This is a genomic window from Janthinobacterium pasteuri (assembly GCF_051380775.1).
In the GTDB taxonomy this organism is placed as follows: domain Bacteria; phylum Pseudomonadota; class Gammaproteobacteria; order Burkholderiales; family Burkholderiaceae_D; genus Janthinobacterium.
This window is the reverse complement of the sequence record NZ_JBNYXS010000013.1, coordinates 45,208-59,091: the sequence shown is the minus strand read 5'-3', so window position 1 is coordinate 59,091 and position 13,884 is coordinate 45,208. Positions and strand designations below refer to the sequence as shown.

Sequence of the window (13,884 nt, the reverse complement as noted above, 5' to 3'; positions counted from 1 at the left end):
CTATTGCCAGCCGAATTTGCGCAGATACACGCGTTTCATGAACGTCGTCAGCACGGTGTAGCACACCAGGATGCCCAGCAGCCAGGGGAAGTAGCCTAGCGGCAAGGCTTGCAGCTTGAAGTAGGTCGCCAGCGGTCCCATCGGCAGGAACACGCCCACGGCCATGATGGCAGTGGTGGCCACCAGCAAGGGCACGGAGGCGATGCTGTCGATGAAGGGCAGCTTGGGCGTGCGGATCAGGTGCACGATCAGGGTTTGCGTCAGCAAGCCCACGACGAACCAGCCGGACTGGAACAAGGTCTGCTGTTCCGGTGTATTCGCGCCAAACACATGCCACATCAAAATAAAGGTGCTGATGTCGAAGATCGAGCTGATGGGACCGAAGAACACCATGAAGCGGCCGATGTCGCGCGGGTTCCAGCTCAGGGGCTTCTGGATCAGTTCAGCGTCGACATTGTCGAACGGGATGGCGATCTGCGACACGTCATACAGCAGGTTTTGCACCAGCAAGTGCAGCGGCAGCATCGGCAAAAACGGCAGGAAGGCGCTGGCCACCAGCACGGAAAACACATTGCCGAAGTTCGAGCTGGCCGTCATGCGGATGTACTTGAGCATGTTGCTGAAGGTACGGCGGCCCTCCAGCACGCCTTCTTCCAGCACCATCAGGCTCTTTTCCAGCAGGATGATGTCGGCCGCTTCCTTGGCGATATCGACGGCCGAATCGACGGAAATGCCGATGTCGGCGGCGCGCAGGGCGGGCGCGTCGTTGATGCCGTCGCCCATGAAGCCGACGATATGGCCATTGCCGCGCAAGGCGCGCACCAGGCGCTCCTTGTGCAACGGGCTGAGCTTGGCAAACACGGTATTGTCTTCAGCTGCCCTGGCCAGGGTAGCGTCGTCCATGTCGTCCAGTTGCGGTCCTTGCAGCACGCCATGCACGGCCAGACCCACTTCGCGGCAAATCTTCGCCGTCACCAGGTGATTGTCGCCCGTCAAGACCTTCACGGTGACGCCATGTTCGGCCAGCGCGCGCAGGGCGGGCGCCGTCGACTCCTTCGGCGGGTCGAGGAAGGCTACGTAGCCGATCAGGGTCAGCGCCGTTTCATCGGCCACGCCGTACACGGTTTTATGCGGTGGCACTTCCTTGACGGCCACGGCCACCACTCTTAGCCCTTCCGCATTCAGGCCGTGCGTGGTATCGAGCACCTTGGCCAGCAGGGCGGCGTCGAGCGGCACGTTCACGCCATTCAGGCGCAAATGGCTGCAGGCGGCGAGGATTTCCTCGACGGCGCCCTTGCAGATCAGCTCGTGGTGGTCATTCTTTTCGGAAACGACGACGGACATGCGGCGGCGCACGAAATCGAAGGGGATTTCATCGACTTTCACGTAATCGCGGGCCAGCTGCATTTCCGTCTGCAATTCCACATGGTCGAGCACGGCGCGGTCCAGCAGGTTTTTGAGGCCCGTCTGGTAGTGGCTATTCAGGTACGCGAATTGCAGCACTTCATCGGACGGCTGGCCAAACACGTCGGTATGGCGTTCCAGCACGATCTTGTCCTGCGTCAAGGTGCCTGTCTTGTCCGTGCACAGCACATCCATGGCGCCGAAGTTCTGGATCGCATCCAGGCGTTTCACGACGACTTTCTTTTTCGACAGTTTCACGGCGCCCTTGGCCAGCGTGCTGGTGACAATCATGGGCAGCATTTCCGGCGTCAGGCCCACGGCGACAGAGAGGGCGAATAAAAACGCCTCCATCCAGTCGCCCTTGGTCCAGCCATTGATCAGGAACACGAGCGGCGCCATCACGAGGGCGAAGCGGATCAGCAGCCAGCTGACACTGTTCACGCCCGCTTCAAACGCCGTCGGCGTGCGCTCGGTGGCCGTCACGCGCGTGGCGATGGTGCCGAAATAGGTGCGGTTGCCCGTGGCCAAGACCAGCGCCGTGGCGGCGCCCGAAATCACGTTCGTGCCCATGAACAGCAAATTGGCCAGCTCCATCGGGTCGCGGCCGGCGGCATCGGCCAGCTCGGCCATCTTTTCCACGGGCAAGGATTCACCCGTCATGGCGGCCTGGCTGACGAACAGGTCTTTTGCGGAAAGCAAACGGCAATCGGCGGGGATCATGTCGCCGGCCGACAGCACGATGATGTCGCCCTGCACCAGCTGACGGATGGGCAGCTCGCTTTGCTGGCCATTGCGCAGCACGGTGGCCGTATTGCTGACCATGGCTTTCAGGCGCTCCGCGGCGCGGTTCGAGCGGCCTTCCTGCACGAAGCGCAGCAGGGTCGACAAAATCACCATGGTGCCGATGACGATGGTGGCCTTCGGGTCTTCCGTCAAGTAGGAAACAATCGCCAGTACGGTGAGCAGCAGGTTGAACGGATTCTTGTAGCACAGCCACAGGTGCTGGTACCAGGCCAGCGGTTTTTCATGCTCGACTTCATTCGGGCCCGTTTGCGCGCCGATGACTTGTGCCTCGGCATCGCGCAAGCCTTCCAGGCGCGTATGCAGGCGGTTCAGGGCGCTGTCCAGGTCTTCGTGGGCGGCGGCCAGCAGCTGGCGCGCCAGATGGTCGGGCACGGGGCGGGCCGTGCTGTTTTCCAGCGGCATGGCGCGGCGGCGGAAATGCCCGGCAGTATGGCGCTTGCGCAGGAACGATTCGAATAAGCGGGTGAAGAGATTCATGGCTCTTCCTTTCACGGCGAGGTGTTGACGGGCGGCGCAGCCGCAGGCAAGACTTGCGTGCCGCCAAGACACAATAGTGCTGGCGGGCAATCCGGGTCAGTAGCCGGTCGCGATCGGAAAGAGGGGGAGGCGCGCGGCCAGACTGGCCGCGCGAGACACCGCACCTTGCTCAGCAAGGCACGGAAGAAAGGAAGTTCCGCGTTGCTTGCTGTTTAGCTGCCGAGGCAATCACCGATACAAGATCGGCTACTGTCACTAGAACAAGTACCCACGTGGGACTCCGTAAATGAATAATGGGGGCATCTTATGCACGTGCTGCAAGAGTGTCAACTGAAGAAATCTTAGGTTTCCAAAGTGTAATGTGGGTGCGGGCGGACATGCTAGTGGGGGCCGGAAGCGGCCCTTCGCGTTGCTGTGACAATGTGTGATTCTTTCTGCTTGGCAATCCGTTATGCTCGGGTACGCTGATGGGCTGGCAATAGCCATGGTGAACACCATGCAGATACAGAAAAACACATGACTATGGAATTCATCGTTGGGGCAGTCATAGCAGGACTTGTTGTCATGTTCTTTGTCGGCAAGTATTTTTCTAAAAAACTGCCCAAAGAAACACACTTCGAATGTGCCCGTTGCGGCACGGTTGCACGCCATACCGATCGCACCATCGACGCCTGGCGTAACAACAAAACCACATTCTTTTGCCAGTCCTGTCATATCAAATGGGTACGTGCCAGGGCGCCACGCGAGCGTGCGCGTAGCGCTTCTCCTGCCGGTTCAAGATCTGGATGCCTTGGCGTTGTTGTGCTGTTTGCCGTCGTTCCGCTTGCTGGCTTTCTACTGATGCACGCGTATGCCTGACCCATTTTTGGCGTGGTGCGCCTTGTCAAATACCCCTCGTTCCCTGCAAGCTTCCACGATGTTGCTGCTCAGTACGTCTGGAAACCGGCGGATGACTGTTTTGCGGCGAGCACTATTGGCATCGACGGACGTCTGTCAGCCTGTTGTGTTGAAAATGTTGAACGGGAGGAATTTCCGGAGGTCTTGGATATCCAATCAGCCAGTGATCGATCACTGGCGACGCTACTCGCCAGTCCAGGCTGGCAGGGTTTCTATCTAAAGGTCAAGGTACCCGAGTTTTTCCACACTATAAGGCGGTAGCTGCCCTCGACAGCAGTTGGCCAAAAGCCGACGCTCGCCGTGGCCGCAAACAACTTGTAGTCGGATAGAGGTTTGAAGATGCGAAAACCATGCAGTATATGCAGTCGAAAACTGGACCAGAAAGATGACCCTCTATCAGTTGACTGTGGTGGCGACTGTCGGGGCTGCATCGGTGAAATTGAAGCAGACATGGGCGACGAGTATTCGTTAACCAAGGTCAGGGAGGAGTTTGCGAAAGGACTCCGCCCACGAAGGGTTGATACGAGCTCCAATTTATCATCAGAGGTTAAGATATAACAAGACGGCAACCGGCCACAACCAGTCGTTCATCTAGCAGTATCGATTCGACTTCTGATCAGAACGCCTCCCGCCAATGCGATTTATCCTGAAATGAAAGCAACCATGCCCGGCATAGCAATTGAAATCAATGGCAGTCACTTCATAACAATCGACCTTGCGGGAATGGATGTCGTAGATGTATCTGTGCATGGTGCGCTCGATCAGGCGCAGAAAGCAGTGCTGGATGCAAGCGGTGGCATTTACTCTGATGGGGGATGCGGCCATTTGATTTGGGTCGCCGAACAGTCAATTTTGCCCGGCGAAGCGTTGAGCGTGAAGCTGATCGAGGCATGCGGCATTACCGCACGTGGCCGGACAATTCAAGAGCTATACCCGGATGACGAGCCGGTCTCCCAGACAGATTTCACAATAAGTGAGGAAATGGCTGCAGAAATACGGGCCCGTCCACGACTGCATGAGGCATTTTCCGTGGAGGCCGCGACCTCAAATGGCCAGCTGGCGGCAGCGATCAGTAATGAGCTCAATACGAGTTTCACCTTTGGCGTCTTATGGGATTTCACACGCCCAAATCAGGCACGCGTTCGTCTAACTACGCATTGCATTGACGACGTGCTTGCACGCAAGGCGGGCACCAACTACTTAGAAGCCGTTCTTTCGCTCGGCGACAGCGCCTCGTTCTCTCTGAATTCATAAGGGTGCTTGCAAGCGAATGTCCGCTATGGGGCGGAACCTGCCGACGACTGCACCGGCCAAAAGCAGACCTATTGCAAGGCTACGCCTTAACTCGTCGTGTAGTCTGACATCGCATTCTCATTGTTCGTTGTTCGACTTCAGAGATAATCATCAGTAACCCCAGATTCAGCATCCTCCAAACGTAGCAAGAAAGGATTCAATGCGCCGTCTCGTCACCTTAATTCCCCTGATGTTTTGCACACCTATGGCCATTGCTGCCGTACCACTGAATATTCACGTTCCACCTAATGTGCAAGCGTGCACTCGTGCGCAACCATGTCCAGTTGCAATCCTTAGCCCAGGATATGGGCTTTCCGGTTCAGACTACTCATTCGTCACACAGAATCTCAACCGAATGGGTTACTTGGTTGTCGCGTTGCAAGATAGCTCTGGCGGCATAAAGTTAGATCGAGACGCGCCGATTACGAAGCAACTAAAGGCGATGGCCCGCGTAGCTTCACGGTCGATTTCCACCGTGATCGACGGGACCGCAGTACGCTATCCTCAGTTCGATTGGCGACACTTGCTTCTCGTCGGGCACTCGCTCGGTGGCGACAGTTCGGCTCAGTTTGCCGCTGACAACCCGAGCCGCGTATCCAGCATTATCAGCCTCGACAGCCGTCGGGTCGCGTTGCCCCGCTCAGCTGGCATCCACGTCCTGACAATTCGTGCCAGTGACACCACTGCCGACCGCGGTGTACTGCCGAATGAGGAAGAGCGCAGCCACTACGGTACATGCGTGGTCCACATCAAAGGCTCGCGCCACAAGGATATGCAAGATGCTGGTAGTGAACAATTGAAGGCCAAAATTGTATCCGCCATCGATACTTTCCTCGCTCCAGCGCAGCACCCTAAATACGCTTGCGACCGAGACTCAAAGCTCGAATAATATTCAGGCGATCATTTTGATATTGCAAAGTCCGCTATGGGGCGCAAGCGGAACATCCCATGCGAAAAATCCGCCAGCAAGCCGTACCACATTTGAATATGGCAAACCGGTGCTTTTGAAGAGTCGATAGCGGCTTGTGTCAGACCTGTTTGCCGTTCAGCGTGTGGCTGCAGCCTATACCGCATCAGGCCGATTCTGCCGCCATCGCCAGCGAATCGGAGAGGATATGCCACAAGGCCGCGTGACGCTGCTGCAGGGCGGCGCCGCCCGCGTAGATCAGTTCCACGTGCAGGCTGTCGACGATGCCCAGGTAGGCTTGCGCATACAGGTCGATGCGTTGCGGCGCCAGGGTGGGCGCCAGGCGGCCCAGGCTGGCCACGTAGTGTTGCTGCAGCTGTGCCAGCAAGGATTCATAGCCTGTGCCGACTTCGATGCGCAGGCTGGCGGGCGGCAAATACGCCGTGCGCAGCAAGAAGCGCAAATGGGCCGAATCGCCGTAGCGCTGGGCCATGCGGTCGCAGTACAGGGCGCCGGCCAGTTGCCCTCCGGGTGCCGTCATTGCCGCCTCGTCGGTGAAGCAGGCATCCATGAAGGCTTGCTCTTCGGCCAGCGCGTCGGCAAACACGTCCAGAAACAGGGCGTCCTTGCCGGCGAAGTGGGAATACAGCGAGGCCTTGCGCATGCCTGCCTGTTCGGCGATGTCGCTGAGGGACGAGGCATCGTAGCCGTGTTCTGAAAAGTGCACGACGGCGACGGCACAGATGTTATCGGCCGAGGCCGAGCGTTTTTTCATCATTGAGGTGGTTGTGGGTGAGGCGTCAGTGCGCCCCCAGGCGGGTGGCGGGTGCCGGATGGACGCGCGCAGTTGCCAGGGTCAGCCATGATACCAGCAGGCCGGCCACGGTCAAGAACAGCAGCCAGGGCATTGGCCCCCATTCGGACAGACTGGCCGCCAGCGGCGTGGCCAGCGACGACAAGGTCATCTGGATGGCGCCCAGCAGCGCGGCCGTGGAGCCGAGCGCGCGCTGTTGTGAACCCATGGCCATGGCCATCAGCGCCGCTTCGGCGATGCCCAGGCCAAACAGGGCCACGAACATGCCGGGCACGACGGCGATGATGCCGAAGCCCGCCCAGGCGCCGAGAAGGGCCAATCCCGCGCCGCCCAGCATGGCCACGCTGCCCGCCACGCAGAGGCGCGCCACGCCGTGCTGTTCCACCAGGCGGCCGCTGGCCATGGCGCCAAGCAGCACAGCCACGCCCGTGGAACCGAACACCAGGCCGAAGCTGCTGGCGGACAGGCCGAAATCGCGCTGGTACACGAGCGACGCGCCGCCAATATACGCAAACAGGAAAAAGAAAGTGGCGGACAGGGCCAGCGCGGGCAGCAGGAAGGCGCGGTCCAGCGCGATGCGCGCATACGTGCGGTGCAGGCCGCGCGGCGAGACGCGGCGTGCGGGCGGCAAAGTTTCCGGCAGGAACAGCGCGCTATTGAGCAGGGTCAAGGCGCCCAGCGCGGCCAGGGCCAGCATCACGGCGCGCCAGCCGTAATGGGCATCGAGCAAGCCGCCCACGGCGGGCGCCAGCACGGGCGCCAGTCCCACGATGGTCATCAACAGGGCAAACAGCTGCGCCGCTTTAACCCCATCTGCCACGTCGCGCACCATGCTCATCACCACGACCAGGGTCAGCGCCGCGCCCAGGCCCTGCAGCAACCGCGCCAGCAGCAGGGTGGTCAATTGATCCGCCTGCGCCGCCCACACGGCGGCAAGAATGTAGACGGCGATGCCGGCCAGCAGCGGACGGCGCCGGCCCAGCATGTCCGTCAGCGGACCGCACAGCAACTGCCCTGCGCCCAGGGCCAGCAGGAAGACGGTCAGGCTCAGCTGGACATTCGCATACGAGGTGTGCAGTTCGCGCGCCATGGCAGGCATCGAGGCCAGATACATGTCGATGCCTGCCGGACCGAGCACGGCCACCAGGGCCAGGGAGGCCGCCAGCCCAAGACTGGCGGCGGGGAGAGTGGTTTGTAGCTGCATTGCGATTCCTTCGTGTCATCAAAAAATCGGGGCATGGACGCCGCCGTGTTTTTTATTGTACACTCACTGCCTACCGGTAGGTAGCCTGTTCAATAATGTGAAAAGGATGAGAGTAATGAAAAAAGAAACAATGACGGGAGAACTGGCATGACAGAAGTGGGAATTTCGCTCAGCGGCGTGGCCGTGGCGTTGCTGTTTGCCGCGTGGAGTTCACACCGCGCCCGCTGCGAGCGGCGCGACGTCGTGTGCCTGACGATACTGGGCACCGTGCTGGGGCTGCCGGGCGCCGTCTTGCTGGCGTTGTAGGGCACCCATGAAAAAACGGCAGACCTTGCGGCCTGCCGTTCTGTATTCCTCTTGCCCGGCTAGCCGGGCAAATCAGGTTTACTCTTCTTCATACGAACTGATCGGAGCGCAGCCGCAGAACAGGTTGCGGTCGCCGTACACGTTGTCGGCGCGGCCCACTGGTGGCCAGTATTTGCGCTGGCGCAAGGAAGCGACGGGGTAGGCCGCGATTTCACGGCTGTACTTGCGTTCCCAGTTGTCCGACATCAATACCTGTGCCGTGTGCGGCGCGTTCTTCAACGGGTTGTCGTCGTGGTCGAATTCACCGCTGGCGACCTTGGCGATTTCCGCGCGGATGGCGATCATGGCGTCGATGAAACGGTCGATTTCCACTTTCGATTCGCTTTCCGTCGGCTCGATCATCAGCGTGCCCGGCACGGGGAAGCTCATGGTCGGCGCATGGAAACCGAAGTCCATCAAACGCTTGGCCACGTCTTCGTTGCTGATGCCGGTGGCGTCCGTGATCGGGCGCAGGTCCAGGATGCACTCGTGCGCGACCAGACCGTCGTGGCCCGAGTACAGCACGGGGTAGTGCGGTGCCAGGCGACGCGCGATGTAGTTCGCTGCCAGAATCGCCGTCTCGGTCGCTGCGGTTAATCCCTCTGCGCCCATCATGGCAATGTACATCCACGAAATCGGCAGGATGCTGGCCGAGCCGAATGGCGCGGCGCTGACGGCACCGATGCCAGCGGCATCGCGCTGATAGCCGCTCGAACGCTGGTTCGGCAGGAATTTCGCCAGGTGGGCGCCCACGCCGATCGGGCCCACGCCTGGTCCGCCACCGCCGTGCGGGATGCAGAAGGTCTTGTGCAGGTTCAGGTGCGAGACGTCGCCGCCAAACGAGCCGGGAGCGGCCACGCCGACCAGCGCGTTCATGTTGGCGCCGTCGATGTAGACCTGGCCGCCGTGCGAGTGGATGATCTCGCACAGTTCCTGGATGCCTTCTTCAAATACGCCATGGGTGGATGGGTAAGTGACCATCACGCAAGCCAGGTTGGCGCTGTGCTTTTCCGCTTTCGCTTTCAGGTCGGCCAGGTCCACGTTGCCGTTGGCGTCGCAGCTGGTAACGACGACCTGCATGCCGACCATGTTGGCCGATGCGGGGTTGGTGCCGTGCGCCGACGATGGAATCAAACAGATGTTGCGGTGGCCTTCGCCGCGCGACTCGTGATATGCCTTGATCACCAGCAGACCCGCGTATTCACCCTGCGAGCCGGCGTTCGGCTGCAGCGAGACGGCGGCGTAGCCCGTCAGTGCGCACAGCATTTCTTCCAGCTGCGCGATCATTTCGCGGTAGCCCACGGTTTGCGCATCCGGCGCGAACGGGTGGATGTTCGAGAATTCGGGCCAGGTGACGGGAATCATTTCGCTCGTCGCGTTCAGCTTCATGGTGCACGAGCCGAGCGGGATCATGGTGCGGTCCAGCGCCAGGTCCTTGTCGGCCAGGCTGCGCAGGTAGCGCAGCATTTCGTGTTCCGAATGGTAGCTGTTGAAGACGGGGTGGGTCAGGTAGGCGCTGGTGCGCTCCAGCTGCGCCGGCAGCGCGCTGGTCACGTTTGCTTCCACGCTGTCCAGGTCCGGCGCGGCAGGCGCGTTGGCCAGGCCGTGCGCGAACACCTTCCACAGCAGCGCGATATCGTCGCGCGTGGTGGTTTCATCGAGCGACACGCCGACATGGGTGGCGTCGATCTTGCGCAGGTTGACGCCGTGCTGCGTGGCCGTTGCGTGCAGTTGCGCCGCATCGGCGACGTTGATGGTCAGGGTGTCGAAGTAGCTCGCGTTGACGACGCCATAGCCGAGGGTCTTCAGATTGGCGGCCAGCACGCCCGTGTAGCGGTGCACGCGCCGGGCGATCTGCAGCAGGCCGGCAGGGCCGTGGTAGACGGCGTACATCGAGGCCATCACGGCCAGCAGCACTTGCGCCGTGCAGATGTTGGACGTCGCTTTTTCGCGGCGGATATGCTGTTCGCGCGTTTGCAGGGCCAGGCGATACGCCTTGTTGCCTTGCGCATCGACGGTCACGCCCACCAGGCGGCCCGACATATTGCGCTTGAATTCATCGCGCGTGGACAAATAGCCGGCGTGCGGGCCGCCGAAACCGAGCGGCACGCCGAAGCGCTGGCTGTTGCCGACAACGACGTCGGCGCCCCATTCGCCTGGAGGCGTCAGCATGGTCAGGGCCAGCAGGTCGGCCGCGACGATGACCATGGCGCCATTCGCGTGCAGTTTTTCCACGCCGGCGCGGTAGTCGCGCACGACACCGTTCACGCCAGGGTATTGCAGCAACACGCCGAAGCAGGCGTCCAGCGACTCGATTTCCGCCGGATCGAAAGTGCGCACCTCGATGCCGATCGGCTGGGCGCGCGTCTGCACCACTTCCAGCGTTTGCGGCAGCACGTCATTGGCGACATACAGCACGTTCGACTTCGACTTGCCCACGCGCTGGATCAGGGTCATCGCTTCGGCGGCGGCCGTGCCTTCGTCCAGCATCGAGGCGTTCGAGATGCCCATGCCGGTGAGGTCCGTGATCACTTGCTGGAAGTTCAGGATAGCTTCCAGGCGACCTTGCGAAATCTCGGGCTGGTAAGGCGTGTAGGCCGTGTACCAGGCGGGATTTTCAAAGATGTTGCGCAACACGACGCCTGGCGTAAACGTGTTGTAGTAGCCCTGGCCGATCAGGGATTTCAATACCTGGTTCTTGCCGGCGATGGCTTTCAGGCGCGACAGCGCTTCCTGTTCCGGCATCGGCTGCGAGTAGGCGCCCAATGGCAGGGCGCCCTTGTTGCGGATGTTGGCCGGCACCAGGGCGTCGATCAGCGCGGCGCGCGATGGATAGCCGAGGGTCGCCAGCATGGCTTGCTGTTCGGTGGAAGAAGGGCCGATGTGGCGGGCGATGAAGGCATCGCGTGCTTCGAGTTGGGTCAGGCTGGTGCGGGTCATGATATAGAGGCCAAAAAAGACTGAAAAACCGGGAGGCGGCGCGCGGGCGCTGCTGTAATTTATTGCAACCAAAGCAAACGGGCCGCAAACGCGGCCCGTGAGTCAAACGCGATCAGGCGCTGGTGGTGGCGCCATAGGCGGCAGCGTCGAGCAAGCCGTCCAGGGCCGACACGTCGGCTGGCTTGATCTTGAACAGCCAGTTGGCGTAGGCGTCGGCGTTGATCGACTCAGGCGAGTTGACCACGTCATCGTTGACGGCCACGACTTCGCCGGCGATCGGCGCATAGATGTCGCTCGCTGCCTTGACCGATTCCACCACGGCGGCGTCGTCGCCGGCGCCATAGGTATTGCCTACGCTTGGCAGCTCGACGAAGACGATGTCGCCCAGGGCGTCCTGCGCGTACTCGGTGATGCCGACGGTGATGGTGCCGTCGCCTTCAAGGCGTACCCATTCGTGGGAAGCGGTGTACTTCAGGTCTGCAGGAATGTTCATGTGTGGCTCCAGATAGTAAGTGTTCGTTATAAATTATGTTTGTTCGGTCTTGCGGGCGGTGGCTCTCTATCGCTAATCGCTTACGCAACCAGGATTTTACCGTTACGCACGAAAGGCAGCTTGACGACAGAGGCGGCCAGTTGCTTGCCGCGGATTTCCACGTGTACGGTGTCGCCCACAGCTACGCCGTTGGGTACGCGTGCCAGGGCAATCGCTTCCTGCATGGTCGGGCTGAAGGTGCCGCTGGTGATTTCGCCCGTGGCTTCGTTGCCGGCGATGATGACTTTTTGATGGGCGCGCAGCACGCCGCCTTTTTCGCGCAGGATCAGGCCCACGAATTGAAAGTTCTGGCCTTTGGCCAGCAGGGCGGCCTTGCCGATGAAGTCACGTTCGCTGACCAGATCGATGGTCCACGCCAGGCCCGCGTCGAGCGGGTTGACGGTTTCATCCATGTCCTGGCCGTACAAGTTCATGCCCGCTTCCAGGCGCAGGGTGTCGCGCGCGCCCAGGCCGGCCGGCTTGACACCGGCAGCGATCAGGGCGTTCCACAGGGCTTCCACCTGGGTCGCGGCCACGCCGATTTCAAAACCATCTTCGCCCGTGTAGCCGGTGCGCGCCAGCATGACTTCGCCGAATGGCGTGTCCTTGACGATGACGACATTGAACGGCTTGATGGCTTCGGACGCGGCTTGCGTCTGCGGCAGCACTTGCCATACCTTGGCGCGCGCGTTCGGGCCTTGCACGGCCACCAGGGCCATGGCGTCATTGCCGTCGCGGCGCTCGGTAATCGTCAGGCCGCTGTTGGTGGCTGTATTTTGCTGCTGCATCCACGCCACGTCTTTTTCCGCCGTGCCCGCGTTGACGACCAGGCGGAACCAGTTTTCGTTGAAGAAGTAGACGATCAGGTCATCGATGACGGTACCTTCGGCATTCAACATGCACGAATACAGTGCCTTGCCCGATACTTGCAGCTTGTCGACGTTATTGGCCAGCAGACCGCGCAAAAAGGCGCGCACGTTCGGGCCTTCGATATCGACCACGCACATATGGGACACGTCGAACATGCCGGCATCGCTGCGCACGGCGTTGTGTTCTTCGATTTGCGAGCCGTAGTTGACGGGCATGTCCCAGCCGCCGAAATCGACCATGCGGGCGCCGAGGGCACGGTGGGCGTTGTTGAGTGGGGTCGCTTTGAGCGTCATGGATTCCTCGGGACGAAGGTAAAGGGGAAGTTAACAGAACACACAGAGCCAAACACGGCTTTCCGGCGTGATCACTGACCCCCCTGTCCTTTGTACCTGAGAGATTACGGGGGCTTGCCCCGCGCGCCCCTTCGGTGGGTCGCCGGCAATCGCCGCGGCCGCTCTCCAGAGTTGAGCTAAAAATGTTGCGTAAGCAATATCTTCAGTCCGCCTGATCGGTCCTTTTGCCTGAGAGTTTTTGGGTAGTGCCCCTTCGGCGGCAACGCTGGGTTGCCCTCTCCCGATCAAGTGGGAGGAATATATGCCAGCAGGGTCTTTCTGTCAATCTGAAAAGACGTTGCCAAATTGCTGCAAAAGCCGCAGTTTGCGGGGCTGGACGGCGCTGCGCTCCAGCGCAAGAGGGCGCCGTGCCGTGCGCGAATGCGCTATGATGAAATTCTGGCTTTCTTGCGGGTGGCTGCCATGAACACGACACAGAGCGGGACACAACACGAGACACAAAACAACACCGAGCAGCACGGTTATTTCACTCTCTCGGGCGACGTCAACAGCGACATGGTGCGGCGCGTCTTCAACGCCGTCGCCGACATCACGGAAGACAAGCTCACCACCGCGCACATTTTGATCCAGTCTAACGGCGGCTATGTCAGCGATGGCATTTGTCTGTACAACTTCCTCAGCAAGTTGCCGTTCGATATCATTACCTACAACGCAGGCGCCGTGGCGTCCATCGCCGTTACCCTGTTTCTGTCGGGGCGGCACCGCCACGCCAGCGACACGGCCCGCTTCATGGTGCACAAATCGCATGCGACAGCTTCGCCCGGTTCGCGGCCCGATGCGCTCAGCATCATCGTCGAGGGCTTGCGCGCCGACGACATGCGTACCGAGCGCATCCTGCGCGCCCACGTCAACCTGACGCAAGAGCAATGGCAGGTGCATGCGTATTCCGACTTGCACCTGACGGCCGACCAGGCGCTGGAAGTGGGCATGATCGAATCGATCCGCGATTTCGCGCCACCCAAGGGCAAGCGCCTGACGAATATCTGACGCGCGCCAGGTGCTGGTCAGGCGGATAGTTTTAGCGCGAAAATTTTGTAATCGAAT

Annotated in this window: 11 protein-coding genes and 2 riboswitches; of the genes, 5 read left to right on the top strand and 6 right to left on the bottom strand. The window is 60.6% G+C overall.

What is annotated here, in order from left to right:
• On the bottom strand, positions 1-2,685 hold the full coding sequence (gene mgtA, locus ACQ4WN_RS14675) for a magnesium-translocating P-type ATPase (RefSeq protein WP_436552205.1): 2,685 nt from the start codon (positions 2,683-2,685) through the stop codon (positions 1-3).
• A gap of 516 nt (positions 2,686-3,201) precedes the next feature.
• Here mgtA and ACQ4WN_RS14670 point away from each other — a divergent pair.
• The 3 genes from ACQ4WN_RS14670 to ACQ4WN_RS14660 all read left to right on the top strand — a co-directional run bounded on the left by ACQ4WN_RS14670 (position 3,202) and on the right by ACQ4WN_RS14660 (position 5,764).
• Entirely contained in the window at positions 3,202-3,543 is a 342-nt protein-coding gene (locus ACQ4WN_RS14670) for a hypothetical protein (protein ID WP_436552204.1), read from the top strand.
• A gap of 690 nt (positions 3,544-4,233) precedes the next feature.
• The gene (locus tag ACQ4WN_RS14665; RefSeq protein WP_436552203.1) at positions 4,234-4,836 is read left to right on the top strand and encodes a hypothetical protein; all 603 of its coding nucleotides are present in this window, start codon (positions 4,234-4,236) and stop codon (positions 4,834-4,836) included.
• A 199-nt stretch (positions 4,837-5,035) separates the two neighbouring features.
• Positions 5,036-5,764 carry an alpha/beta fold hydrolase gene (locus tag ACQ4WN_RS14660; protein ID WP_436552202.1) on the top strand — a complete coding sequence of 243 codons (729 nt, stop codon included), beginning with the start codon at positions 5,036-5,038 and terminating at the stop codon, positions 5,762-5,764.
• A gap of 184 nt (positions 5,765-5,948) precedes the next feature.
• Here ACQ4WN_RS14660 and ACQ4WN_RS14655 read toward each other — a convergent pair whose 3' ends face one another.
• On the bottom strand, positions 5,949-6,560 hold the full coding sequence (locus ACQ4WN_RS14655) for a TetR/AcrR family transcriptional regulator (RefSeq protein ID WP_436552201.1): 612 nt from the start codon (positions 6,558-6,560) through the stop codon (positions 5,949-5,951).
• A 22-nt stretch (positions 6,561-6,582) separates the two neighbouring features.
• Positions 6,583-7,800, bottom strand: a complete 1,218-nt coding sequence (locus ACQ4WN_RS14650; protein WP_436552200.1) for a Bcr/CflA family efflux MFS transporter — start codon at positions 7,798-7,800, stop codon at positions 6,583-6,585.
• A 147-nt stretch (positions 7,801-7,947) separates the two neighbouring features.
• Between ACQ4WN_RS14650 and ACQ4WN_RS14645 the strand changes: the two genes are divergently transcribed.
• Positions 7,948-8,106, top strand: coding sequence for a hypothetical protein (locus ACQ4WN_RS14645; protein WP_175533428.1), 159 nt, complete (start codon positions 7,948-7,950; stop codon positions 8,104-8,106).
• Positions 8,107-8,184: 78 nt separating this feature from the next.
• On the opposite strand, the gene gcvP is transcribed toward ACQ4WN_RS14645, so the two are convergent.
• The 3 genes from gcvP to gcvT form a co-directional block, all read right to left on the bottom strand.
• The gene (gcvP, locus tag ACQ4WN_RS14640) at positions 8,185-11,085 is read right to left on the bottom strand and encodes an aminomethyl-transferring glycine dehydrogenase (RefSeq protein ID WP_436552199.1); all 2,901 of its coding nucleotides are present in this window, start codon (positions 11,083-11,085) and stop codon (positions 8,185-8,187) included.
• Between the two features lie 112 nt (positions 11,086-11,197).
• Positions 11,198-11,578 carry a glycine cleavage system protein GcvH gene (gcvH, locus tag ACQ4WN_RS14635; protein ID WP_436472893.1) on the bottom strand — a complete coding sequence of 127 codons (381 nt, stop codon included), beginning with the start codon at positions 11,576-11,578 and terminating at the stop codon, positions 11,198-11,200.
• Between the two features lie 80 nt (positions 11,579-11,658).
• Positions 11,659-12,780 carry a glycine cleavage system aminomethyltransferase GcvT gene (gcvT, locus tag ACQ4WN_RS14630; RefSeq protein ID WP_436552198.1) on the bottom strand — a complete coding sequence of 374 codons (1,122 nt, stop codon included), beginning with the start codon at positions 12,778-12,780 and terminating at the stop codon, positions 11,659-11,661.
• Between the two features lie 73 nt (positions 12,781-12,853).
• A riboswitch (glycine riboswitch) is annotated at positions 12,854-12,959 on the bottom strand.
• A 27-nt stretch (positions 12,960-12,986) separates the two neighbouring features.
• A riboswitch (glycine riboswitch) is annotated at positions 12,987-13,073 on the bottom strand.
• Positions 13,074-13,242: 169 nt separating this feature from the next.
• On the opposite strand from gcvT, the gene ACQ4WN_RS14625 reads away from it, so the two are divergent.
• Positions 13,243-13,827 carry an ATP-dependent Clp protease proteolytic subunit gene (locus ACQ4WN_RS14625; RefSeq protein ID WP_436552197.1) on the top strand — a complete coding sequence of 195 codons (585 nt, stop codon included), beginning with the start codon at positions 13,243-13,245 and terminating at the stop codon, positions 13,825-13,827.
• The last annotated feature ends 57 nt before the right edge of the window (positions 13,828-13,884 follow it).